The organism is Streptomyces reniochalinae, from assembly GCF_003323735.1.
In the GTDB taxonomy this organism is placed as follows: Bacteria; Actinomycetota; Actinomycetes; order Streptomycetales; family Streptomycetaceae; genus Streptomyces; species Streptomyces reniochalinae.
Genome location: NZ_QOIM01000041.1, coordinates 306,207 through 330,231, shown reverse-complemented (window position 1 = coordinate 330,231; position 24,025 = coordinate 306,207). Strand labels below are relative to the sequence as shown.

Here is a 24,025-nt window from a genome sequence, read left to right as displayed (position 1 = left end):
AGGCCGGACTCGTCCCCCACCTTGGCCGGTTGGCTCGTCTGACCGACGCAGGCCGACAGTGGAGGGTACGTCCATGGTGCAGACAGCAGCAGCGTCCCAGTCCCGCGCCCAGGCGCCGGGCCCGCTCCCCCAGGAACTGGCGTCCGTGATGTGGCCGGAACTGCCCGCCGTCGCCGACGAGATGGTGCAGGAGATCGGCCGGGCGGTGCCCGAGTACGGCCCCTTGCTGGAGGGCCCGAGCCGGACGGTTCTGCTGCACTGCGTGCGGCAGAACCTCACCACCTTCGTCGAACTCGTCGCGGACCCGGCGGCGTCCACGGCGCAGCGGGACGCGCTGTGCCGCAGCCTCGGCCGGCTGGAGGCGCACGAGGGCCGGGGGCTGCACTGTCTCCAGTCGGCGCTGCGCGTCGGGGCGCGGGTGGGACTGCGCCGCGCCACCGGCGTGGGAACCCGCTACAACCTGCCCGCCTCGCTGATCGTCGCCTTCGCCGACGCGGTCTTCGCCTACGCGGACGTCATCGAGTCGCTGTGCCGCGAGGGGTACCTGGAGGCCAGGGGCGGCAGGGACGACGCGTGGGAGTCGCAGCGCTCACGGCTGCTGCGGCTGATCCTGGCGGGCTCGGCGGCCGCGGACGAGCCGGGGCTCGCCGGTGCGGCACCCGGCGACCGCGGGGCGCACCGCGGTGACGCCGTCTCGGGGCCGGGGCGCGCGGCACCGCACCCCGCCGTCGTGGACCTCGCCCAGCGGGTCGGGTGGCCCGTACCCGAACGGGTGACCCTGGTGGCGCTGCGGCCCGGTGCCGCCGGTGATTGGTTACGCCTGCCCGGGCTCGACGACGTACTGGCCGACCTGGAGGACCCGCGACCTCACCTGCTGGTGCCCGGCGAGGTGGACGAGGCCCGCATGGGCACGCTGGCGCCCGCGTTGGGGGGCCGCCAGGCGGTGATCGGGGTGACCGTGCCGCTGGGCGGCGCGGCCGACTCGCTGCGCTGGGCGCGGCGGGCCCTGTCGCTGATGGAGACGGGGGTGCTGCCCCAGCGGCGGATCGCGCGGTGCGAGGACCATCTGGTCACCCTGTGGCTGACCGGCGATCCGGCGCTGGCCGAGCGGCTGGCCACACGGCAACTCGCCCCGCTGGACGGGCTCACCACCGGGCAGCGGGAGCGTCTGGTCGGCACCCTGCTCACGTGGCTGACGACGCGCGGTACGGCGGCGCAGATGGCGGAGGCGCTGCACCTGCATCCGCAGACGGTGCGCTACCGGATGCGGGCGCTGAAGAAGACGCTGGGCGCCCAACTCGGCGACCCCGAGCAGCGGTTCGCCACGGAGCTGGCGCTGCGGGCGCTGCACCTGCGGCGCCCCGGCACCGCGCGGCCCCCGGCCGGTGCGCACGCACAGGGCCGGGAGCCGGAGATGCCCCGCGGGCACGAGGGCGTCTGAGTGTCGGGGCGCTACCGGGCCGCGGCGGCCGGTGGCTGTGCGGCCTTGCCCAGGGTGAGGGTGAGGGTGTTGCCCTCGCCCGGCACCATGCTGTTGATGACCGGGGTGGCCAGCAGGCAGTGCTCGAACGTGGGGATGGTGTAGGTCCCGCTCAGTTTTCCGCCGGAGAAGACGTTGAACCCCTCCTCGGACTCCAGGTCGATGACGGCGGGCGTCCTGGTCTTGCAGCGCGGGCCGACGGGGGTGGGGATGCCGGCGACTTTGAGGTTCTTCAGCCGGAGGGTGAGGTGCGAGGTGGTGGCGACCGCGCCGGTCTTCAGGTCGAGGGTGCCGGTCGTGGGCTCCTCCTCGATGAACTCGGTGGTCACCGTGACCGGGATGCCGAGCGCCTTGAACGAGCCCGGCGCGTCGGGGAGTCGGGTCTCGGCGGTCAGCTCGCCCGTGGTCAGGTCCGCCGACGTCTTCAACGTGCCGGGCCCGAGGGTGAGGTCGCTGCCGGGGCCGGCGAGGTGGGTGGTGCCGTTCAGCGGGTAGTCGAGGCGGACGGGGGCCGCGGCGGCGCCCGCGTCGGCCTGCGGGCTGTCGGCGTGCGCGGTGCCGGTGACGAGGGCCGGTGCCACGCAGCCGAGGGCGAGCGCGGCGGCCACACTCGCTCGCCGGGCCGTCCGCCGGGGGCGGGCGGTGGGGGCGTCGGCCGGGAACGCGGACGGCGTGCGTCTCATATCAGCTCCTGGATGTCGGAAAACGCGCTGACGCGCATGAGCGGACCCCGCGGCCGCCTCGGGTACGGCCACGGGGTCCTCGGCCGCACGTGACGGCCTGCGGTACGACTCGCGAGCCATGGCGCCGACGGAAAGGCGGCGCCCCGGTGAAAAGGAACGCTACGAGCGAGTAACCGGTCACGCAACAGCGGTTTCTTGATTTCTTGACGAAGGCGGCGGAGGGCGCTTTTCTTTGTCTGTGCCCGCGCAATGCGCGCGATTTCAGGGCGCGTTCTTCATCGGCCGCTGAGCACACCGCGGGACGTGGGGCGGCCCGCCGGTGGCGCCTTACGTGGGCGCCGCCGCTTCCGCGGAAGAGAGCGACGCCCTCTACAGCCGGCAGGCTCCGCGCAGTAGGGTGCGCGCGTTCCCAGGTCACCGGCCGGAAGGAAGGACCGCACATGCGCACACCCGCGCGGATACGGACCCGCTCGTGGCTGCTCCCGGCGCTGGCCGCGGCCACGACACTCACCGTCGTGGCCGTCGCCGCTCCCGGGGACGCCAAGAGCCCGCCGGGCGGCTCGGCGGCGGCCGCCGCCGCGGCAGCGCCCGCCAAGAAGGCCGAGCCGGACGCGCGGAACGTGGTACTCGCCGTGCACGGCGGCGCCGGGACCGCGCTCGACCGGGACGAGACAGGCCCCAAGGAGGAGAAGGCCTACCGCGACGGTCTCGAACGGGCGCTGCGCGCCGGGCAGAAGGTGCTCAAAGCGGGCGGCAGCAGCACGAAGGCCGTGGAGAAGGCGGTCAACGTGCTGGAGGACGACCCACTGTTCAACGCGGGCAAGGGCGCCGTCTTCACCGCGGACGCCGGGCACGAGCTCGACGCCTCCCTCATGCGCGGCTCCGACCTGAAGGCCGGTGCCGTCGCGGGCGTCAAGCACGTACGCAACCCCATCACGGCGGCCCGGCTGGTCATGGACGAAACCAAGCACGTGCTGCTCGCCGGCCAGGGCGCCGACGACTTCGCGCTCCAGCAGGGCCTCAAGCCGGTGACGCAGGACTACTACTGGACCCAGCGGCGCTGGGACGAGCTGATGAAGGCCAAGGGCAGCGACCCGGGCAAGCCCGTCAAGGACGCCACCAAGGGCACGGTCGGCGCCGTCGCCGTGGACGGCGAGAAGGACCTGGCCGCCGCCACCTCCACGGGCGGACTCACCGACAAGATGGCGGGCCGCGTGGGCGACTCGCCACTCATCGGCGCCGGCACCTACGCCAAGAACAGCACCGTCGCGGCGAGCGCCACGGGGCAGGGCGAGGTCTTCATCCGCGGCGCCGCCACCGCGACGATCTCCGACCTGATGGAGTTCGAGGGCGAGGACGTGGCCTCCGCCGCCTACGAGGTACTGATCAAGCGGCTGCCGAAGCTGGGCGGCGACGGAGGGGTCATCGCGCTGGACCGCGACGGCACCTTCGACGCGCCGCACAGCAGCGAGGGCATGCTGACGGGATACCTCACGCGGGACGGCGAGTTCGTCACCCGCATCTTCTCCGACGAGTCGCCGCCCAACACGTGACGCGGTGGCAGGCCGCCCTCACATGGCGTCGATGCCGGTCAGGGCCCGGCCGATGAGCAGCTTCTGGATCTGGCTGGTGCCCTCGTACAGGGTCAGGACGCGGGCGTCCCTCAGGTACTTGCCCGCGGGGTATTCGTCGATGTAGCCGTAACCACCGAAGGTCTGAAGGCAGTTGTTGCTGACCTTCACGGCCGTCTCACCGGCGTGGTACTTCGCGACGGACGCCTCGGTGGCGTACTCCTTGGGCGAGGCGCCCGCGTCCGCCATCCGCGCGACCTGGTGGGTGAGCAGCCGCGCGGCGCGGATCTCGACCTCCGACTCGGCGAGCAGCTCCTGGACGAGCTGGAAGGAGGCGACCGGCTTGCCGAACTGCTCGCGCTCCGTCGTGTAGCGCACCGCGGCGTCCAACGCGCCCTGCGCCAGGCCCACCGCACCGGCCGCCACGGAGATCCGGCCGCGGCTCAGCGTGCCCAGGGCGATGCCGAGCCCCCTGCCGACCTCGCCGAGGCGCGCCGAGTCCGGCACCCGCACGCTGTCGAAGGCGAGTTCGGCGGTGGCCTGGCCACGCAGCCCCAGCTTGCCGTGGACCGGGGTGGCCGTGAAACCGGGCGCGTCGGTGGGCACCAGGAAAGCGGTGACGGCCTTCTCGCCGGTACGGGCGAACGTCAGGGCCACCTGCGCGACGGTGCCGTTCGTGATGAACATCTTGGCGCCGTCGATGATCCAGTCCCCGCCCTCACGGCGGGCACGGGTGCGCAGCGACCCCGCGTCGGACCCGGTCCCCGGTTCGGTGAGTCCGAAGCAGCCGAGCGCTTCCCCGGCCGCCAGCCGCGGCAGCCACCGCTCCTTCTGCTCCGTGCTCCCGTGCGCGGCGATCGTCTTGGCGACCAGCCCGAGCGAGACGGAGACGATGCCCCGCACCGAGGAGTCGCCCCGGCCCAGCTCCTCGGTGGCCAGCACGTAGGAGAGCATGTCGGCCGGCACCCCGCCGTACTCCTCGGGGAGGGTCAGCCCGAGGAAACCGAGCTCGCCCAGCCGCCCGGGTATCCCGGGGTCCACGGCCTCCCGCCTGTCCCATTCGCGCGCGTACGGGACGACCTCGCGCTCCACGAAGTCGCGCGCCATGGCGCGCATGTCCCGCTGGGTCTCGCTGAGCCCGAAATCCCGGTGGTCCATTGCTACCTCTCCGTCTGCGAACGGTTGCCTGCCGGCCCCAGGCAATGGGCCGGCAGGGGCGCTGTCGTCATTCCGGCAGCGGCGCCATGGGGGTGGTCAGGGGCAGGCCCAGGCGGGCCCGCTGCGCCAGCCACGGGGTGGGCCGGTAGCGGGGGTCGCCCGTCTCGGCGTGGAGAGCGCGCAGGAGGGCGAGCATCCGGGCGGCGCCGACGGTGTCGGCCCAGGCGAGGGGGCCGCGCGGATAGCCGAGCCCGAGGGTGACGGCGACGTCGATGTCGTCGGGTGCGGCGATGCCGCGCTCGGCGATCTGGGTGGCGACGTTGACGAGCGAGGCCAGCATCCGCTGCGCGGGCGACCCGGCGGTGTCCCTGACCACGGTCACCGCCGCCCCGTCCCGCGCCAGGACGGCCACCGCGTCCCGTACGGCGCTCTCCTCGGTCGCGGGCGTCACCGCCAGCACCCGGCGCGGGGCGTCCAGGCAGAGCGGGTCGAGCCCCAGGGTGCGCTCGGGGGGCAGTCCGCCGTCGGCGACGGCCGCCGCGACGGAGGTCCCCCAGGTGGGCACCAGGACCAGCGACGTGTCGGAGGGTGCGGCGACGGTGGCGAGGGCGGCCGCCGCGTCACCCGTCACGGCGACGTCCCGCGCGGGGTCGCCGCCCTCCGTCCGGGGCTCGGCCACATCAGGCCCCACCTCACCCTGGCCATAGGCGTAGAAGCCCCGGCCCGTCTTGCGCCCGTGCAGGCCCGCCGCGACCCGGTTGGCCGTCAGGTACGAGGGCCGCAGCCGGTCGGCGTGGCGGAAGCCGGTCCAGACGGTCTCCATGACGGAGGCCGTCACATCGAGTCCGGTCAGGTCCATCAGTTCGAAGGGGCCCATGCGCAGCCCGAGGACGTCGCGGGCGACGCGGTCCAGCGAAGCGGGCGCGGCGACGGACTCCTCCAGCAGGGCGAACGCCTCGGTCACCAGCCCACGTCCGGCGTGGTTGACGAGGAACCCCGGGGTGTCGGCGACGGTGACGGCGCGGTGCCCCGACGTCTCGACCAGCTCCGTCAGCCGCTCGGTGACGGCCGTGCGGGTGGCGGCGCCCGGCACCACCTCGACGAGCTTCATCAGCGGTACCGGGTTGAAGAAGTGCAGCCCCGCCAGGCGCCCCGGGTCCGCCAGCCGTGCGCCGATCCGGGTGACCGACAGGGAGGAGGTGTTGGTCGCGAAGGCGGTGGTGGCGGGCAGCACCCGCTCCAGGCCGGTGAACAGCTCGGCCTTGACCTCCAGGTCCTCCACCACGGCCTCGACGACCAGGTCGGGCGCGGCGCCACCGTCCGGGGCCTCGTGGGGCGAGTCCAGGGCGAGGAGACCGGCGAGCGCGCGGTCGACCTCCGCGCGGCTCATCCGTCCCTTCTGCGCGGCGCGCTCCAGCATGGAGCGGACGAAGGCGACCGCCTCGTGCACCGACGCGGCCCGCGCGTCGGCGAGTTCCACCGTGTGCCCGGCCACCACGGCCCACTGCGCGATGCCGCGCCCCATGGTGCCGGCTCCCACCACCCTGATCCGCATGAACGGCTCCCTCTCCGCGGCTGGCGCGGTCTCTCCGCTGTCGGCGACCATTGATCTGTGTTCCCCACCAAATTAGAGTCTCTTTGAGACGAAGAACAGATCAGTTGGCCGAACGCCCCGGGGAGCGGAGGGTGAGCCGTGGAGCTGCGCTACCTCGCCGCGTTCGTCGCCGTGGCCGAGGAGCTGCACTTCGGGCGGGCGGCCAAGCGGCTGCGGATGGCGCAGCCACCGCTCAGCCGCCAGATCCGCCAGCTGGAGCGGGAGTTGGACGTCCAACTGTTCGAGCGCAGCACGCGCTCTGTGCGGCTGACCGGCGCGGGCGAGGCCTTCCTCGGGCCCGTACGTACGGTGCTGGCCGATCTGGAGGCCGCGACAAGGCTGGCCAGAGCCGCGGGGCACGGCGAGTCCGGGCGGGTCAGCGTCGGCTTCGCGGGCGCCTCCAGCCACACCACACTCCCCCGCCTCACCCGCGCCGTCCGCACCCGGCACCCCGGTATCGAGCTGGTGATGCGGGGCCAGACCTACGCCAACCGGGCCCTCGACGAGGTGGCGGAGGGCTGCCTCGACCTCGGCTTCGTCCGGCTGCCGGTGTCGCTCCATCTCGAGCGGCCAGGCGTCCGCACCCGGGTGATCGCCGAGGAGGAGCTGATCTGCGCGCTCGCCTCCGACCACCCGCTGGCCCGCCAGGAGCGGATCGAGGTCGCGGACCTGGCCGCCGAACCCTTCGTCAGCTTCCCCGCGAACGCCGGGTCCAGCCTCCGGGACGTCACGTTCCTCACGTGCGAGCGCGCGGGCTACCTGCCGCGGGTCGTACAGGAGGCCCCCGACTCGTACACGATCCTCGCGCTGGTGGCCATGGGCGTCGGCGTCACCCTCACGCTCACCTCCTGCTGCCACATCCAGCAGACCGGGCTCGTCTACCGCCCGCTGGCGGGCGATCCCGTGGTGCTCCGCTCGGCGTTGGCGTGGCGCGCGGACAACCCGTCGGCGGCGCTGCGCAGCGTGCTGGAGGTCGCCCGTGAAGCGCTGCCCGCACCGCCGGGCCGCACGGAAACCGCCGAGGACGGCGGGGAGGCCGGGCCGCCCCCATGAGCAGCCCTGACGCGTGCGGCCCCTGCCCCACCGCGTGCCGCCCCTCCCCCGTCCGCCGCCCACCCGGGCACGCCGCCCTTCCCTCTGCGTGCCGCCCTCTCGCGCGCCCGTCACGCCCGCATCCCCTCCCACCCCCTGGACACAGGAAGGCCGCGACATGACCGACATCGTCGTCTGCGAACCCCTGCGCACGCCCATCGGCCGGTTCGGCGGCGCCCTCGCCGGGCAGCGGCCCGAAGCCCTGGCCGCTCTGGTCATCGCCGAGATCGTCGCCCGTACGGGCATCGATCCCGCACGCGTCGACGAGGTGATCCTCGGCCAGGCGTACCCCACCTGCGAGGCGCCGGCGCTGGGCCGGGTGGCCGCGCTCGACGCGGGGCTGCCCGAGACGGTGACGGGCACCCAGATCGACCGGCGGTGCGGCTCGGGCCTCCAGGCGGTGCTGGACGCGGCGATGCAGATACAGGCCGGTTTCAGCCAGGTCGTCATCGCGGGCGGCGCCGAGGTGATGAGCGCGGCGCCCTACTACACGCACGAAGGACGCTGGGGCATCAAGGGCCCGGGCCTGACCCTGCACGACTCCCTCGCCCGGGGCCGCGTCACCGCCGGCGGCGTCAACCACCCGGTTCCCGGCGGGATGGTCGAGACGGCCGAGAACCTGCGCCGCGAGTACGGCATCAGCCGCGCCGACCAGGACGCGCTGGCGCTGCGCTCCCAGCAGCGCGCCGCGCACGCCGTCGAACAGGGCCTGTTCGAGGCGGAGACGGTGCCGGTGCCCTTCCGCACCCGCAAGGGCGACAGCGTGGTCGCAGCCGACGAGCACCCACGCCCCGACACCACCGCCGAACAGCTCGCCGCACTGCGCCCCGTGCGGCTGGGTCAGGACCCGGAGGCGACCGTGACGGCGGGCAACGCCAGCGGCCAGAACGACGCCGCGGCCGCCTGCCTGGTCACCACGGCGAAGGCCGCCGACCGGCTGGGGCTGCGGCCACTGGTGCGGCTGGTCTCGTTCGCACGCGCCGGGGTGCCCGCCGCGACGATGGGGCTCGGACCTGTCGGCGCCACCAGGCAGGCGCTCGCCAAGGCCGGACTCGACCTCGCCGACCTGGACCTCATCGAGCTCAACGAGGCGTTCGCCGCGCAGGTGCTGGCCTGCACGCGCGCCCTGGGGCTGACCGGCGAGGACCACGAACAGCGCGTCAACGTGTGCGGTTCCGGCATCTCCCTGGGCCACCCGGTCGGCGCCACCGGCGCGCGCATCCTGGCGACCCTGGCCCACATGATGCACCGCTCCGGCGCCCGCTACGGCCTGGAGACCATGTGCATCGGCGGCGGCCAGGGCCTCGCCGCCGTCTTCGAACGCGTGCCGGAGTAGGTCGTATCCGACGCACGTTCTCGGTGAGGTGCGGAGGTCGTGCCAGCGCACGTCCGGGGTGCGCGGAGCCGGAGGAGGAGCGCGGCCAGGCGAGACCGGCGAGGCGCCGACCTGCGGAACGCGGTGTTACGAGGCCAGCGACGGATGGTGCGTGAGGGGCGGCGCCGGCTGCTCCTCGGTGGCGCGCTCCGCCTGGCTGATCTCGGCCCAGACGGCGTCGAGAGACAGGCCGAGGGTGTCGGTGATCGCGGCGATGGTCGGGAAGGCGGGGGTGGCCACGCGGCCGGATTCGATCTTCCGCAGCGTCTCCGGTGAGATACCGGAGGCCAGCGCCACATCCAGCATCGAGCGGACGCCCCGGGCACGGCGGAGCAGGGCGCCGAGGCGCTCTCCGCGTGCGACCTCGTCGGGGGTGAGCGGCAACCTGACCATGACCCCATTCTAATGCCGGTATAGTTAGACCGTGATAGTTATTGGCCACCCGGGAGAGGTCCCCCCGTGATCGAAATTCTGAACTCCGCGCAGCTTGAGCAGGCGGCGGACACCGGCGCCCTGGTCGGAGACATCCTGCACACACTCAGGCGGCGCAGCACGGTCGGGACGAACCTGCTGGACATCGACCAGTGGACCAAGGAAATGATCACCGAGGCGGGGGCGCAGTCCTGCTACGTCGACTACGCGCCGTCCTTCGGGCGCGGCCCGTTCGGACACCACATCTGCACGGCCGTCAACGACGGAGTGCTCCACGGGCGGCCCCACCACTACACGTTGGCGGACGGAGACCTGCTCACCCTCGACCTCGCCGTCGCCAAGGGCGGGGTGGCCGCGGACGCCGCGATCAGCTTCCTGGTGGGTGAGGCCAGGCCGGCGGAGAGCGTCGCGCTGATCGAGACGACCGAACGCGCACTCGCCGCCGGCATCGCCGCCGCCGAGCCCGGCGCGCGCATCGGCGACCTCTCCCACGCCATCGGCACGGTCCTCAGCGAGGCGGGCTACCCGGTCAACACCGAGTTCGGAGGCCACGGCATCGGCTCGACCATGCACCAGGACCCCCACGTCGCGAACACCGGGAGGCCCGGCCGGGGATACCCGCTGCGCCCGGGGCTGCTGCTCGCCCTGGAGCCCTGGATCATGGCCGACACCGCCGCACTCGTCACCGACGCCGACGGTTGGACGCTGCGCAGCGCGACGGGCTGCCGTACCGCGCACAGCGAGCACACCATCGCCATCACCGACAACGGAGCCGAGATCCTCACCCTGCCCACGGGAGCGCGACCGTGAGCCCCCCGCTCGCGCACCGCAGCCGCCTTGGGGGTCGTCCCACTGGGCGTGTTCGGTAGCCCGGCGGGGGTGGAGAGCGTTGAGCGGCTTGTGCCGGACGAGCTGTGGGAGTCGTTCCGGCGAGTGGTTCCGGGGGTGCCGATCGTTCGGCTCGTCGGGATCGACGGCCCACCGACGATTCACGGAGTGGTCGAAGGCGAGGGTGTGGGCGAAGCTCCACCGGCTGGTACTGGATGACCTCGGGTCCCAGGGCGAGCTGGACCGGACCCGCCGCGCGATCGACTCGGTGAACATGAGGGCCCTGAAAAGGGGGAGTTGACGGGCCCGAATCCTGTGGCCCTGGGCAAGCATGGGTCGAAGATCCACGTGATCACCGAGCGGACCGGTCTGCCCTTGTCCGTCGGGGATCTCAGGCGCCAACGTCCACGACAGCCAGGCCGGCATCGCCTGCGCTCTCGCCTGCTATCGCAGGCTCGCCGGATGAGACCGTACGGAATTGTGACGGAGCGAGTTCGCCGAGTGCCATACGGTGCTTTGATGTCCGCTTTCCTACAACAACTGCCTGCACTGGTCGGTGTAGTGATCGGCGCTCTCGGGTCTTACATGGTGGTCATGCGGGGCGACGCTGCTCGGTTCCGCCGTGAGCAAGCGGCACGGGGCGAGGATCGTCGACTGGCGGCATACTCGGAGTTCGCCAAGGCCCAACGGACGTCCGTCAGCACGATGTTCAGAGTCGCCGCCCAACTGGGCAATGATCCGCACCCTCATCCGCTACCCCTGGATGAGGCGGCCGTGCGGCTGGGAGAGACATCCGAAGCTCGTGATCTCGCCTGGGAGTCGGTGTTGCTGTTCGGCTCACCGGAGGTGGTGGACGCGGCCAGGGAGTGGGCCGTGGCTGTCGCCGAAATGGAGCAGGCGGTGCGGGCTGAGCGGCACGACTCGGAGGGATGGAAGGCGCTGGTCGAGAAGCAACGCACCGGACGTGAGGGGTTCTACGCTACGGCGCGTCGCGATGTCGGACTCCCGGCGGGGCACTCGGGCCGGTGGCAGACCCGCCCGGATCGCGATGGAGCCTAACGGTCTCCCCCCTTCCTGGCCTTCGCTTGCCACGCCTGCACATCCGTATCTGCTACCGCAGATTGGCCGAATGAGACGACTTCTCAGTGACCCGCAGCAAGGCCGAGCTCACCGCCATTCACCGCGAACTCGTCCGTGGAGCTCTTCGACGGGGCGCCCGCCGACGGTCGGGCCCGGATCGAAGAGGTCGCGGCGGCACACCCGAGTGCGGTACGTATCGACCGGATCAAGCGAAAGCTGATGTTCAAGGCGGGCCGATTCCCTACAAGCCCCCGCACGGCCTCTCACCGAGTCGGAGGTGAGTCGCGCACGCTCTGCTGTAGCCCCTTGTCACCGATGCAGTGGCCGGACCGCGCTGGGGGGCGCCCCTGGTCCCGAGCGGGGCACCCCTATTGGCAACGCCCGCCCGCGGCTGGTGGCATAGCCGAGGAAGACCCCGACCGGGGAGTTCTCGATGCGTCCCGCGGTACCGGTGTAGTGGCGCTGCCCTCCAGCCGAGGCGTGGCCCTTCTTCAGGAAACCGGGCTCGTCCACGATGGGGACTCCACCGTCGGTGCCGAGGTGTTCGACGGCGTAGGCGCGGAGGTCGTCGCGGACGGCATCGGCGTCCCAGCGGGCGTAGCGCAGCGGGCGCTGCGTCGGCCCCGGCCGGGCGTGGCCGGCCTGTTCGGCCGGCTGCCGGTAGTTCTTCCGCCCGCCAGACGACAGCAGCCCCAGCAGATGAGCGCGGGCGCTCGCCCTCGGCTCAACCCGGCCGAAACGTCCCGCGATCCGGGCCATCGCCTGATCGGACGTCGCTCGCCGGCGAGCGGGATCTACGCTATGGGCCCGCGGGCCACCGCACGATCTTCGTTTGTCCGCACACCAGCCGATGATCACGCGGTGGCCGTACCCGTTCCCGGCCGGGTACGGCCCCAAGATCGTGAAACCAGACCGGAGTACTAGCGGGCCGGGAAGTGTCCGGCAAGGGTGGCGGCGGGCTCGCTGTCGGGGAGTTCGTCGGCGATCCGGCGCAGCAGACCGCGCGTCTCGCCCGGGGGGAGCGAGCGGGTCACCAGGCGGTCGGTGACCCGGCGGTAGGCCTCGATGTCGGCCTCGTCCTCCAGGTAGCTGGCCGAGTCGAGCTGCTCCAGGTAGACGACGTCGGGCAGTTCGCTCTCGGGCAGTCGCAGCAGCGTGACGGGTCCACCCGCCGCCGCGTGTCCGCCCGCGCTGAACGGCATGATCTGGACGGTGACGTGCGGCTGCTCGCTGATCTGCGACAGGTACCGCAACTGGGCGCGCATCACGGCCGCTCCCCCGACGGGACGGCGGAGCGCGGCCTCGTCGATGACGGCCCACACGCGGGGGGAACGCGGTCCGAAGAGGATCCGCTGGCGCCGCATGCGCAGGTCCACGCGCCGCTGGACCGCGGACTCCGGCTCCTCGTCGTGTGCCAGTTCGATGACGGCGCGCGCGTACTCCCGGGTCTGGAGGAGGCCGGGCACGAACTGCACCTCGTAGGTGCGGATGACGCCGGCCGCCTGCTCCAGACCGATGTAGGTGTGCAGCCACGAGGGGACGACGCCCTGGAACGCCTGCCACCAGCCGGACGCGTTGGCCTGCTGGGCGAGCGCGGTCAGCACGGCGCGCTCGCTCTCGTCGGTCACGCCGTAGATGGTGAGCAGGTCCGCGATGTCGCGCAGCGCGCAGCCCGTGCGCCCGTGCTCCAGGTCCTCGATCTTCCTGTTCGTGACCCGGATGGCCTCGGCCGCCTCGCGGCGCGATATGTACTGCGACTCGCGCAGCCTCCGCAGCCGGATGCCCAGCACCTTCCGGGGAACCGCAGGCGACGCGGCGGTCCCTTCCTCTCCGCTGTCCTGCTCGGCGTCTCTGGCGGTCGGCTCACCGCCGGAGACGTCACTGATGCGCATACCACTGCTCCCATACCGTAGCCGCATAGGTCTCGCCACCTTCCAAGTTTCCCTCCCCGCTCCGATGTGGCCTCACAGGGGGTACTGCCCAACTCGCCCTGAAGTCAGGCACGTCGTGCCAAGGCTTCTTGCCTTTGGCACATCCCAGGGCCCGGTCGGAACTCCGCCGGGACCATCGTGGGACGCTCAGCCGGGCGATGTGCGCCGACTTGCCCAGATCGCGAACGGGGAGTAAGAGCCTGCTGCATGGGAACCACACGGCGGACATCGCCGCAGCACGCGGGCACGGCAGCGGGAACGACGGCAGACCCGGCTGCGAGGACGAGGGAGGGGGCGGAGCCCGGAGAAGCCCCGCAGGAGACCGGGCGTGCGCACGAGCAGGCGCAGGCCGCCGCGGCTCGGCTGGTCCGCGCCGGGGCGCACGGGGTGGCGCTCACCTGGGTGGACAACGCGGGGCTCACCCGCGTCAAGGCCGTACCGGCGAGCCGGCTGGGGCAGGCGCTCACCGCCGGGGTGGGCATGTCGCCCTGCTTCGACGTCTACCTCGTCGACGACTCCATGACGGACAGCCCGCACATCGGCGGTCCCGACGGCGACCTGCGGCTGGTGCCGGATCCCGAGCGGCTGACGGTACTGGCGGCGCAGCCTGGCTGGGCCTGGGCCCCTGCCACCCGGTACGAGCAGGACGGCACCCCGTACGCCGGCTGTCAGCGGGGGTTCGCCCGGCGGATGGCCGGACAGGCGCGGGACGAGCACGGGATCGAGCTGCGGATGGGCTTCGAGACGGAGTGGGTGGTCACCCGCGGACCACTGCCGGACGCGGCCGGTGAGCCGGCGTATCCGACCAGCGGCCCCGCCTACGGCATGGCCCGGCTGGTGGAGACCTCCGACTATCTGCGGGAGGTGCTCTCGGCTCTCACCGCGCAGGGCGTCGAGGTGCTCCAGATCCATCCGGAGTACGCGCCGGGCCAGTTCGAGGTGTCGGTGGCGCCGTCCGATCCGGTGGGCGCGGCGGATCTGGTCGTACTGGTGCGCGAGACGGTGCGCGCCGTCTCCCTGCGGCACGGACTGACCGCCATGTTCGGGCCCGTGGTGGACCCGGCCGGAGTGGGCAGCGGCGGCCACCTGCACCTGAGCCTGTGGCGGAAGGGGCGGAACCTGTGCGCGGGCGGCGAGGGGCCGTTCGGCATGACGCGTTCCTGCGAGACCTTCCTGGCCGGGGTGTTGCGCGAGCTGCCCGCGCTGCTGGCGCTGGGCGCGCCGACACCGGCCAGCTACCTGCGGCTGCGGCCCTCGCGCTGGGCGGGGGCCTACCAGTGCTGGGGGCTGGAGAACCGGGAGGCCGCCCTCCGCTTCGTCGCCGGGACGCGGAACGCTCCGCACTGCGCCAACGCGGAGGTCAAGTGCGTGGACGCGGCGGCGAACCCGTACCTGCTGGCGGGCGGCGTCCTGGCGGCGGGCCTGGCGGGCCTGGCCGAGCTCACCGGGGACGAGGGCCCCCGGCTGCCGGAGCCGGTGCGCGGCGACCCGGCGCACGCCGCGCCGCGGCAGGCACCGCCCCGCCTGCCCGGTTCGCTCGACGAGGCGCTGCGGCACTTCGCCGCGTCCAAGGTTCTGCGCACGGCGCTGGGCGAGCCGCTGTTCGGGGCCGTGCGCGCGGTACGCGAGGGCGAGATCGCCCTCTTCGAGGGGGCGAGCGACCAGGGACTCGCCGCCGCCACCCGGGGGAGGTACTGAGTGGCCGCATCGGAGCAGCACCCGCACCCTTCGTCCCCGTCGGACGAGCCGCCGGTGTCCGCTCCCACCGCGCCGTCCCTCCCCTCTTTCCCTTCCTTCCCACCGCTGCTCGACCAGCACTGTCACGGGGTACTGCGGGTCGGGCCCGGCCGTACCTCGTTCGAGGGGTATCTGACGGAGGCCCACGTGGCCCGCGGTTGCGACGGCGGCCAGGGAGCCCGTGCCCCCTTCAGCTACTTCGACACGCAGCTGGGTTTCGCCGTACGCCGGTGGTGCGCACCCGCTCTCGGACTGGAACCGCACTGCCGCCCCGAGAGCTACCTGGAGCGCCGTGCCGAGCTGGGAACGGGGGAGGTGACGAGGCGGCTGCTGCGGGCCGGCGGTATCTCCGCGTTCCTCGTCGACACGGGGCTGCCCGGTCCCCTGCTCACCCCCGGGGAGCTGGCCGAGGCGTCGGCCGGGGAGGCGCACGAGATCGTCCGGCTCGAACGGCTGGCCGAACGTGCGGCGGACACGGCGCGCGACGCCCACGGTTTCCTGGCCGAGGTCTCCGAGGGGATCCGGGAGGCCGCACGGACCGCGCGCGGCTTCAAGTCGGTCGTCGCCTACCGCTGCGGCCTCGACGTGGAGCCCGCGCCCCCGGGGGCCTCCCGGGTCCACGCGTCCGCCGACCGCTGGCTGAGCGAGCGCCCGCCGGGCGGCCGGCTGAGCGATCCGGTACTGGAGCGCCATCTGCTGTGGTCGGCGGTGCGCACGGGGCTGCCGCTCCAGTTGCACACCGGCTTCGGCGACCCCGACCTGCGGCTCGACCACTGCGACCCGCTGCTGCTGACCGACTTCGTCCGCGCGACCGCGCCCTACGGCACCCCACTCGTCCTGCTGCACTGCTACCCCTACCACCGCGGCGCCGGCTATCTGGCGGCCGTCTTCCCTCACGTCTACGCCGACTTCGGCCTCACTCTCTCCCACACGGGTGCCCGGGCCCACGCCGTTCTCGGCGAACTGCTGGAGTTGACGCCGTTCGGGAAGCTCCTCTTCTCCACCGACGCCTACGGCCTCCCCGAGCTGTACCTGGTGGGCGCCCAGCTCTTCCGCGAGGCCATGACGCGGCTGACGTCCGAGTGGGTGGCGCGCGGCGAGTGGTCACGGAGCGACGCCGAGTCGGTGACGGCGATGATCGCGGGCGGTACCGCGCGCCGGCTGTACGGGCTCTGAGGACACAGCGCGCGACGGCTGCCCGGGTCCGGCAAGGCGGCACGGGGTCCTGCCCACCGCACCACGGGCCGTGGCGCTGTGATCCCCACGTGCACGTGAAGCGCCCCCTGCCTCGCTGACGCGGCGGGGCAGAGGGCGCTCTCCTGCGGGGGGCTCAGCCGGCCTCAGCCGATGTTGACGTCGACGCAGGCGTAGAACGCGTTGTCGGTGTCGGCGACGTTCCAGACCGCCAGGACGGTCTGCCGGCCGGAGAAGCTCCCGAAGTCCACGTCGTGCGAGAGCTGGGACGGGGGCTGCTCCCCGCCCTGATCGAACTCGGCGATCTGCTGACCGTCGATGAAGTACTGCCAGGTGGTGGTGCGGTGGGCGGCGGTCAGCTTCCAGTTGAAGGTCGCGGACTTGCCGACGTCGGCGACGTTCCAGCCCTTGTTGTCGTCGCGCAGTTCGGCGTACGACTCGTTGCCGCCCGCGCAGTCCTGGAGCCCCTTGGGGCCCTCGACGCTCTGCGGCTCGTACTTGATGGATCCGCACTCGACGACGCCTTCGGCGCACTGCGCCTGACGGCTGGCGGGGTCGCTGATGTAGCCGTGGGCGCTCGCCGGTGTAGCGGTGAGCCCGAGGGCGAACAGCGGGGAGAGTCCGGCGCCGATGAACGCGGCCAGCTTCCTTTTCTTGTGCATGTCAACTCCTCCGGCGGCGAGGCCGGTACGGCACGACCGCGCCGGCCTCGGTGGGGGGCATCCGATTGGTCTAGACTTTAGTCACTGACCATGCACCGTCAAGACGTCGCGCACATCCGGAAATCGAGAGAGTCACTCGCCACGGGTGAGCACCAGCACCGCCATGTCGTCCTGGCGCTGACCCCCGGTCCACTCGGTCACGGCCTTGACCAGCGCCTCCGCCAGTTCGTCGGCCCTCCGCAGCCCCGTGCCGCCCAGCCCCCGCGGCACGTCGAAAAAGGTACCGTCCGGGTTCCGGGCCTCCGTCACGCCGTCGGTGACGAGCACGAGGGAGTCCCCCGACGCGAGAGGAAACGTCTCCTCCACAGGCGAACCACGGGAAGGGCCCAGACCAGTGGAGAGCGGCAACTCCGGATGCGTCGGCTCGAGACACACGACCGTCCCGTCGTGCAGCAGGTAGGGCGGCGGATGCCCCCTGTTGAGCACGGTGACCGTGTCACCGCTGGGCGGGATCTGGACCAGCAGCGCGGTGACGAAGCCCTCGATGTCGTCCTCGGAGTTCCTGCGCCGCCCGCCCTCGCGGTCCAGGGCGCGGTCGAGCCGGTCGGCCAGATCGTGCAGGGTCGGCGCGTGCTCGGCCGCCTCGCGGAAGGCACCGACCGCGACCGAGACGGCGGAGACGGCACGCAGCCCCTTGCCCCGCACATCGCCGATCAGCGCCCGGATGCCGAACGGCGTCTCCTGGATCGCGTACAGGTCGCCCCCGATCGCGGCCCCGGCCTGTGCCGCCACATAGCGGTCCGCCACGGTCAGCGGCCCCACGTCGGTGGGGGGAGCGGGCAGGACGGCGCGCTGCGCCGCCTCCGCGACGGTCAGCGCCACGGCGAGGTTGTGGCCCTGACGGTCCACCAGCCACTTGATCCACAGGCCGACCAGGCTGACGACCAGCACGGCCGCCACGTCCGTGAAGAGCGCCGAGGACTCCCGGCCCGTGTATCCGGCGGACCCGGCGGCCGCCGCGCAGGCGGCGAACCCGAACAGGGCGCTGATCCGGAAGGAGTACACCATGCCCGCCACCATGGAGGTGCAGGCCAGCAGCGGCAGTCCGTAGTACGGCTGGGGCGCGAAGAGGTCCGCGGCCACGCCTCCGAGCAGAAGCAGCGGCGGTGCCACGTACGGCACCCTGACCTGTGCAACCGCGGGGCCGACCACCCAGCCCTCCTCGTCCCTGTCCGTCTGTCGCGTCGCCAGGGCGCGCGCCCCGTCATGCCGATTCTCCCATTTGCGTACATTTCTGCACGCTCATGACGACCCGCGAGCCGCCGTTCGGGGACGGGCGCGCGCCCCCGGGGGAAGGCGCCCGGCAGGAAGGAGCCGCCCGGGGATCACAGCAGCGGACGCAGGTGCTCCCAGGCCCAGGACCCCAGGGTGGTCGGCGTCGTGGTCAGCAGGGTGCGGGAGTCCTCGGGCCGGAAGCCGTCGCGCATCCAGGCCGACATCCCCACGACCCCCTCGACCTGCCGGGCCCCGAGCCCGGCGGCCCGCAGCCCGGCGCGCAGCTCGTCGTCCGTGATGTGCTCGGCCCGCACGGGGCGGCCCACGGACTCGGTGAGGATCGCGGCGGCCTCGGCCCACGTCAGGTCCGCTGGGCCGTGCACCCCCTGGGTGTGCTGCCCCGTCCAGCCGGGTGACAGCAGGCGGGCCGCCGCGACGTCCCCGATGTCGCGTGGGTCCACCCAGGGCATCGGATGGTCCAGCGGCGAAGTGGTGCGCAGTACGCCCTCGGTACGCAGCGTCTCCACCTCGAAGAGCAGGTTCGTGTAGAAGAAGCCGCACCGCAGGTGGAGCACGTGCGCGCCGGTCGCGTTCAGCATCTCCTCCGTGCGGCCGAGACCGTCGATCTCCCCGGCCCCCGAGCGCTTCTCGGCGCCGCCGCTGCTGAGGAAGACGGTGCGGGCGATGCCGTTCTCGCGCACCGCGCGCGCCGCGTTGGCGCCCATCCGGGCGTACCCCTCGACCGGGTCCTCGTCGCCGGTGGGCGGGTCCACCCAGAACAGCGCGTCCGCACCCTCGGTCGCCCGCACCACGGCCTCGCCGTCGCCCTGGTCGCAGCGGACCACCTCGGCGCGCTCGCGTACCCGGTCGGGCAGCCGTGCGGGGTCCCGCGCCAGCAGGGTGGGCCGCACCCCGGATTGGAGGAGCAGGCCGACGACACGGGAGCCGACACGTCCGGTGGGTGTGGTCACGACGATTCTCATGGACGCCAGCCAAGACCATCGAGGCGCGGTGCGCGAGCGGATACCCGCCCCGGCGCGCGAGCGGACACCCGCGGCCAGGGGCTGCCGGGCGCGCGCTACCCCCGGTGAGGGGTAGCGCGCACCTCGCCGCTACCGGTACGTGTGACCCACGACACCCGACGGACCACCGTGGAGGCCATCCGTGCCCGCATCCGTTCCGCAGAGTGCCCCCGCGACGCAGTCTCCGCCCCGGCCTGACGGCCCCGCGCGCAGCTACGCCTCGGGGCCGTCGAAGAGCCCGCTGCTGGGCGACACCATCGGGGAGAACCTGGCTCTGGCCGTCGCCGCGCACGGGGACCGGGAGGCGCTGGTCGACGTGGCGGGGGGCCGCCGCTGGACCTACCGCGACTTCGCCGCCGAAGTGGACGCGCTCGCCCTGGGGCTGCGCGGTCTCGGCGTGCGCAAGGGCGAGCGGGTGGGCATCTGGGCGCCCAACTGCCCGGAGTGGACGCTGACCCAGTACGCCACGGCGAAGCTGGGCGCGATCCTCGTCAACGTGAACCCCGCCTACCGCGTGCACGAACTGGCGTACGTGCTCCAGCGGGCGGGCATCCGCACCCTGGTCGCCGCCGCCGGCCACAAGGGCTCCGACTACGCGGCGATGATCGAACAGGTGCGCCCCGAGTGCCCCGAACTGACCGACGTCGTACTGATCGGCGGCACGGGCACCCCGACGGCGCGGGCGGCGGGCGGCGGCAGGGGCGTCTCGGCGCCGCGGCCGGCGGGCGAGTGGGCGGATCTGGTCGCCCGGGGCCGGGAGCAGGGGCCCGAGCACGCCCGCCGGATCCTCGACGGCATCGCCGCCACCCTCTCCGCCGACGACCCCATCAACATCCAGTACACCTCGGGCACCACCGGCTTCCCCAAGGGCGCCACCCTCTCCCACCACAACATCCTCAACAACGGCTACTTCGTCGGCGAACTGTGCGGCTACACCGAGGCCGACCGCATCTGCCTGCCGGTGCCCTTCTACCACTGCTTCGGCATGGTGATGGGCAATCTGGCCGCCACCAGCCACGGCGCCTGCATGGTGATCCCGTCCCCCGCCTTCGAGGCGAAGACGACCCTGCGCGCGGTCCAGGAGGAGCGGTGCACCTCCCTGTACGGAGTGCCGACCATGTTCATCGCGCAACTGGCAGAACCCGACTTCGCCTCCTGGGACCTCAGCAGCCTGCGGACCGGCATCATGGCCGGATCGCCGTGCCCGGTCGAGGTGATGAAGCAGGTCATCGACCGGATGGGCATGGCCGAGGTGTCCATCTGCTACGGCATGACGGAGACCTCCCCCGTCTCCACCCAGACCCGCGCGGACGACTCGCTCCAGCGGCGGGTCTCCACGGTCGGGCGCGTCGGCCCGCACCTGGAGGTGAAGGTCGTCGACCCGGCGACGGGCCGGTGCCTGCCCCGCGGCGAGCCCGGCGAACTGTGCACACGCGGCTACTCGGTGATGCTCGGATACTGGGAGCAGCCCGAGGCGAGCGCCGAGGTCATCGACGCGGCCCGCTGGATGCACACCGGCGACCTCGCGGTGATGGACGAGGACGGGTACGTCAGCGTGACCGGACGCATCAAGGACATGGTCATCCGCGGCGGGGAGAACATCTATCCGCGCGAGATAGAGGAGTTCCTCCACACCCACCCGGACGTTCTCGACGCACAGGTCGTCGGCGTGCCGGACGAGCGCTACGGTGAGGAGCTGATGGCGTGGATACGGATGCGGGAGGGCGCGGCGGCCCTGACGGCCGACGACGTACGGGAGTTCTGTTCGGGGAAGCTGGCCCACTACAAGATCCCGCGCCACGTGCACGTCGTCGACGCGTTCCCGATGACCGTCACCGGCAAGATACGCAAGGTGGAGATGCGCGAGAAGTCGATCGAGCTGCTGGCACCCGAGCCGGGCACGGTGGCATCCGGTGCGGCGGCGCCGGGCGCGGCACGCGAGGCAGACCAGCGGAAACCGAAGTGATCACCGTTCCGTAGCCCAGGAGTCGAGGTTGCCTTCCCCCGACCGTTCCCCCTCCCCCTCCCGCTCGCGCACGCCCGGCGGAACACCGGGCGTGCGGCCGCTGCTGCGCCCCCACGACGCGGACGCCTTCCGGCACGCGCTGCGCCTGGCCAGACAACGCACCGGCGTGCGCTGCGTCTTCGGCGGCGAGGTGGGGGACGGCACGCTGCGGCTGACGGAGTTCACCGGCACGCTGACCGACTCCATGAGCGGACTGCGCGTCGGACCAGGGCGGGGGCTGGGCGGCTACGTACTGACCCACCAGCGCCCTCTCGCCGTCAACGACTACGTCCCGGCCACCAGCATCACCCACGACTACGACAACCCGGTGCGCCAGGAAGGCATCCGGGCCATCGTCGCCGCGCCCGTCACGGTGCGCAGCGGCGTACGCGGCGTGCTCTACGCGGCCGTCCGCGACGCCGCGCCGCTGGGCGAACGCGCCACCGCCGCACTGATGGAGGCCGCACGACGGCTGGCGGGTGAGCTGGCGGTACGGGACGAGGTCGACCGGCGGGTCCGCCTGCTGGAGGCCGCCGCCGAGGCCCCGCCCCAGGCCCCGCCGTCCCCCGGTCTGGACGCGCTGCGCGACCTGCACGCCGAACTGCGCGGCATCGCGCACGAGATCGAGGACACCGCGCTGCGCGACCGGCTCCGCCACGCCTGTGACCGCTTCCTGCGCGCCGAGACCGCCCCGGACGGCGAGCGGCCGGAGGCGGGCCCCGCGGGCCGTCCGCGCCTGTCGGCCCGCGAACTCGACGTCCTCTCCTACGTCGCCCTGGGCTGCACCAACGCCGAGGCCGCCCAGTACCTCTGCCTGGAGCCGGAGACCGTCAAGGCCTACCTGCGCAGCGCCACCCGCAAGCTGGGCGTCCACAGCCGCCACCACGCGGTGGCGGCGGCGCGCCGCCACGGCCTGCTGCCCTGACCCGGCTCGACTCGCCCCGGCTCCCCACGGCTGAGCCCGACTCGGCTGGGCTGGGCTGGGCTGGGCTCGGCTCGGGCACCGACGACGCCTCCCGGGCGCCGACGCGTCGGGCCGGGTGAGAAATCGATTTCAGCCCGAGTAGGGTTCACCCATAGGGTGACGGGGGCCGACGCCGGAAGCGAGGGAGACGGGTGGCAACCATCAGTGATGTGGCGCGTGCCGCCGGGGTGTCGCCCGCCACCGTCTCGCGCGTCTTCAACGGAGGCCGGGTCACGGCCGAACGCGCCCAGCGCGTACGCGAGGCGGCCGACACGCTCGGCTTCTCCCCCAACCGGGTCGCCCGCTCCCTGCGCACCCAGCGCGCCAGCGTCATCGGGCTGCTCATCCCCGACATCGCCAACCCCTTCTTCACCGCGCTCGCCCGGGGGGTGGAGGACGCCGCCCAGCGCACCAACCTCTCGGTCGTCCTGTGCAACACCGACGAGGACGTGGACAAGGAACGCCGCTACCTCGACGTGGCACTCGCCGAGCACATGGCGGGACTCGTGGTGGCGGCCGCCTCCCGCAGGCGCACCGACCTGTCGGCGGCGGCCCAGCGGGGCATGCCCGTCGTCGCGGTGGACCGCCGCCCGCGCGCGGCCGAGGTGGACGCGGTGATGGTCGACAACCAGCACGGCGCCGAGGACGCGACCGCACACCTGATCGAGCGCGGCTACCGGCGCATCGCCTGCGTGACCGGACCGGCAGGCGCCTCCACCTCGGAGGACCGCCTCGCCGGCTACCGCGCTGCGCTGCGCGACGCGGACGTACCCGACGACTGGATCCGCGCCCACACCCGGCACGCCGACTTCCGCGTGGAGGGCGGCTACACGGCGATGAAGGAGCTGCTGGCTCTCGACGTGCCCCCGGACGCCGTTTTCGTCGCCAACAACCTGATGACGGTCGGCGCCCTGCGGGCGCTGCGGGAAGCGGGCATCGCGCCGCCCGGCTTCGGCATCCTCTCCTTCGGCGACGTGCCGTGGGCCTCGCTGGTCCACCCGTCGCTGAGCACCGTCCACCTGCCGGCCTACGACCTGGGCGAGGCCGCCGCGACCCTGTTGCAGGAGCGCATCGCGGGATCGGCCAAACCGCTCCAGACCGTGGTGCTGCGCACCTCGCTGGAACCGAGAAAGAGCACGGCGGGACCCGGCTGACCCCGATCGGCGGATCGACCTGCGGCCGTTTCATTCGTTAAGCCCCACATGATCACTGCACGACGACACCCTGATCAGCTTTCCGCACGGCGGCCCCTCGGGCAGGTGAGCGCGCGATGAGCAAGCGCCAGAGGGGACGCAGGCACCGCCAGGTCAACCGCACGCCCCGCCCGGTCGGCCCCGCCGTCCGGGTGACGGCCACCCGGGCGGCCGCCGTCCCGGCGGCCCGCCCCCGGACACCGGCCGCGGACCCCACCACCACAGGACTGCCCCCGGCCGCGGTACCGGAGCCCGCACGCGCGGGCGACACCGCACCGGCCCCGGAGACCGCCCGTCCACAGGACCACGTGGCCGGACCCGTCACCCCGCCGGCCCCCGAGCCCGCGGCCGAACCGGGCCCGGACCCCGTGGGCGTCGCCCCGTCCGCGCCCACGACCGTGCCGGCGCCCGCGCACGCACCCGCATCGCTCGGCGTGCTCTTCCGTACGCCCGCGCGCGACGGCGGGTTGGGGCAGAGCGCGGCCCGTACGTGGCAGGAGGTGACGGAGGCGGGCACCGACGGGCTGACGGTCGAGGAGCTGTCCGCCCGGGTCGGCTACCAGAGCCGCACCATCGCCAAGCACTTGCTGGGCCTGGCCGAGCACGGCGTGGTCGAGCAGCACGCGCCCGACCGCTGGCGCGCGGTCTCCCAGGACGCGGACTCGGGTGACGGCCCGCCGGTCGCGGCAGCGGAGGCGGGGACCGTGGACCGCGTTCCGCAGCACGCCTGAGGCCGGGGCGCGGCCCTG

General features: G+C 73.1%; 19 protein-coding genes and 3 pseudogenes. 13 read left to right on the top strand and 9 right to left on the bottom strand.

What is annotated here, in order from left to right; translation table 11 throughout:
• Positions 1-73 precede the first annotated feature (73 nt).
• On the top strand, positions 74-1,441 hold the full coding sequence (locus DQ392_RS25305) for a PucR family transcriptional regulator (protein WP_114017994.1): 1,368 nt from the start codon (positions 74-76) through the stop codon (positions 1,439-1,441).
• 11 nt (positions 1,442-1,452) lie between these two features.
• Here the strand turns inward: DQ392_RS25305 and DQ392_RS25300 are convergent, their stop codons facing one another.
• Complete coding sequence (locus DQ392_RS25300) at positions 1,453-2,163, bottom strand: hypothetical protein (RefSeq protein ID WP_181856578.1); 711 nt, start codon at positions 2,161-2,163, stop codon at positions 1,453-1,455.
• A gap of 440 nt (positions 2,164-2,603) precedes the next feature.
• On the opposite strand from DQ392_RS25300, the gene DQ392_RS25295 reads away from it, so the two are divergent.
• Complete coding sequence (locus tag DQ392_RS25295; RefSeq protein ID WP_114017993.1) at positions 2,604-3,716, top strand: isoaspartyl peptidase/L-asparaginase family protein; 1,113 nt, start codon at positions 2,604-2,606, stop codon at positions 3,714-3,716.
• Positions 3,717-3,734: 18 nt separating this feature from the next.
• Here DQ392_RS25295 and DQ392_RS25290 read toward each other — a convergent pair whose 3' ends face one another.
• Both DQ392_RS25290 and DQ392_RS25285 read right to left on the bottom strand, forming a co-directional pair.
• Positions 3,735-4,892 carry an acyl-CoA dehydrogenase family protein gene (locus DQ392_RS25290; RefSeq protein WP_114017992.1) on the bottom strand — a complete coding sequence of 386 codons (1,158 nt, stop codon included), beginning with the start codon at positions 4,890-4,892 and terminating at the stop codon, positions 3,735-3,737.
• A 67-nt stretch (positions 4,893-4,959) separates the two neighbouring features.
• A complete protein-coding gene (locus DQ392_RS25285) occupies positions 4,960-6,447 on the bottom strand; it encodes a 3-hydroxyacyl-CoA dehydrogenase (RefSeq protein ID WP_114018048.1) in 1,488 nt (495 codons plus the stop codon).
• A gap of 138 nt (positions 6,448-6,585) precedes the next feature.
• Here DQ392_RS25285 and DQ392_RS25280 point away from each other — a divergent pair, with 138 nt between their 5' ends.
• Together DQ392_RS25280 and DQ392_RS25275 are read left to right on the top strand one after the other, a co-directional pair.
• Positions 6,586-7,539: a LysR family transcriptional regulator gene (locus DQ392_RS25280; protein ID WP_114017991.1), complete on the top strand. Its 954-nt coding sequence runs from the start codon at positions 6,586-6,588 to the stop codon at positions 7,537-7,539.
• 157 nt (positions 7,540-7,696) lie between these two features.
• Entirely contained in the window at positions 7,697-8,914 is a 1,218-nt protein-coding gene (locus DQ392_RS25275) for an acetyl-CoA C-acetyltransferase (protein ID WP_114017990.1), read from the top strand.
• Between the two features lie 126 nt (positions 8,915-9,040).
• Here DQ392_RS25275 and DQ392_RS25270 read toward each other — a convergent pair whose 3' ends face one another.
• Entirely contained in the window at positions 9,041-9,346 is a 306-nt protein-coding gene (locus DQ392_RS25270; RefSeq protein ID WP_114017989.1) for a helix-turn-helix domain-containing protein, read from the bottom strand.
• A gap of 66 nt (positions 9,347-9,412) precedes the next feature.
• On the opposite strand from DQ392_RS25270, the gene map reads away from it, so the two are divergent.
• From map to DQ392_RS25255, 3 genes and pseudogenes are all read left to right on the top strand, one after another.
• Positions 9,413-10,195, top strand: a complete 783-nt coding sequence (map, locus tag DQ392_RS25265) for a type I methionyl aminopeptidase (protein ID WP_114017988.1) — start codon at positions 9,413-9,415, stop codon at positions 10,193-10,195.
• Between the two features lie 69 nt (positions 10,196-10,264).
• Positions 10,265-10,634 (top strand): annotated as a pseudogene (locus DQ392_RS35430) (transposase family protein); the annotation flags it as partial.
• Between the two features lie 98 nt (positions 10,635-10,732).
• On the top strand, positions 10,733-11,272 hold the full coding sequence (locus tag DQ392_RS25255) for a hypothetical protein (RefSeq protein WP_114018047.1): 540 nt from the start codon (positions 10,733-10,735) through the stop codon (positions 11,270-11,272).
• Positions 11,273-11,668: 396 nt separating this feature from the next.
• Here DQ392_RS25255 and DQ392_RS25250 read toward each other — a convergent pair.
• Positions 11,669-12,052, bottom strand: a pseudogene (locus DQ392_RS25250) (transposase); the annotation flags it as partial.
• A 161-nt stretch (positions 12,053-12,213) separates the two neighbouring features.
• Positions 12,214-13,185 (bottom strand): helix-turn-helix domain-containing protein, encoded by a 972-nt coding sequence (locus tag DQ392_RS25245; protein ID WP_114017987.1) that lies wholly within the window; start codon positions 13,183-13,185, stop codon positions 12,214-12,216.
• Between the two features lie 246 nt (positions 13,186-13,431).
• Between DQ392_RS25245 and DQ392_RS25240 the strand changes: the two genes are divergently transcribed.
• Positions 13,432-14,922, top strand: coding sequence for a type I glutamate--ammonia ligase (locus DQ392_RS25240; protein ID WP_114017986.1), 1,491 nt, complete (start codon positions 13,432-13,434; stop codon positions 14,920-14,922).
• A 54-nt stretch (positions 14,923-14,976) separates the two neighbouring features.
• Complete coding sequence (locus tag DQ392_RS25235; protein WP_114018046.1) at positions 14,977-16,137, top strand: amidohydrolase family protein; 1,161 nt, start codon at positions 14,977-14,979, stop codon at positions 16,135-16,137.
• 164 nt (positions 16,138-16,301) lie between these two features.
• Here DQ392_RS25235 and DQ392_RS25230 read toward each other — a convergent pair whose 3' ends face one another.
• From DQ392_RS25230 to DQ392_RS25220, 3 genes are all read right to left on the bottom strand, one after another.
• Positions 16,302-16,817, bottom strand: a complete 516-nt coding sequence (locus DQ392_RS25230) for a lytic polysaccharide monooxygenase auxiliary activity family 9 protein (protein ID WP_114017985.1) — start codon at positions 16,815-16,817, stop codon at positions 16,302-16,304.
• 132 nt (positions 16,818-16,949) lie between these two features.
• Positions 16,950-17,990, bottom strand: coding sequence for a PP2C family protein-serine/threonine phosphatase (locus DQ392_RS25225; protein WP_245981920.1), 1,041 nt, complete (start codon positions 17,988-17,990; stop codon positions 16,950-16,952).
• Between the two features lie 212 nt (positions 17,991-18,202).
• The gene (locus tag DQ392_RS25220; RefSeq protein WP_114017983.1) at positions 18,203-19,075 is read right to left on the bottom strand and encodes an NAD(P)H-binding protein; all 873 of its coding nucleotides are present in this window, start codon (positions 19,073-19,075) and stop codon (positions 18,203-18,205) included.
• Positions 19,076-19,256: 181 nt separating this feature from the next.
• Here DQ392_RS25220 and DQ392_RS25215 point away from each other — a divergent pair, with 181 nt between their 5' ends.
• The 4 genes and pseudogenes from DQ392_RS25215 (at position 19,257) to DQ392_RS25200 (ending at position 24,007) form a co-directional block, all read left to right on the top strand.
• Positions 19,257-21,080: an AMP-binding protein gene (locus tag DQ392_RS25215; protein ID WP_114017982.1), complete on the top strand. Its 1,824-nt coding sequence runs from the start codon at positions 19,257-19,259 to the stop codon at positions 21,078-21,080.
• A gap of 28 nt (positions 21,081-21,108) precedes the next feature.
• Entirely contained in the window at positions 21,109-22,044 is a 936-nt protein-coding gene (locus DQ392_RS25210) for a helix-turn-helix transcriptional regulator (RefSeq protein ID WP_245981918.1), read from the top strand.
• Between the two features lie 182 nt (positions 22,045-22,226).
• Positions 22,227-23,237, top strand: a pseudogene (locus tag DQ392_RS25205) (LacI family DNA-binding transcriptional regulator); the annotation flags it as partial.
• Between the two features lie 116 nt (positions 23,238-23,353).
• The gene (locus DQ392_RS25200; RefSeq protein ID WP_181856577.1) at positions 23,354-24,007 is read left to right on the top strand and encodes a hypothetical protein; all 654 of its coding nucleotides are present in this window, start codon (positions 23,354-23,356) and stop codon (positions 24,005-24,007) included.
• Positions 24,008-24,025: the final 18 nt, after the last annotated feature.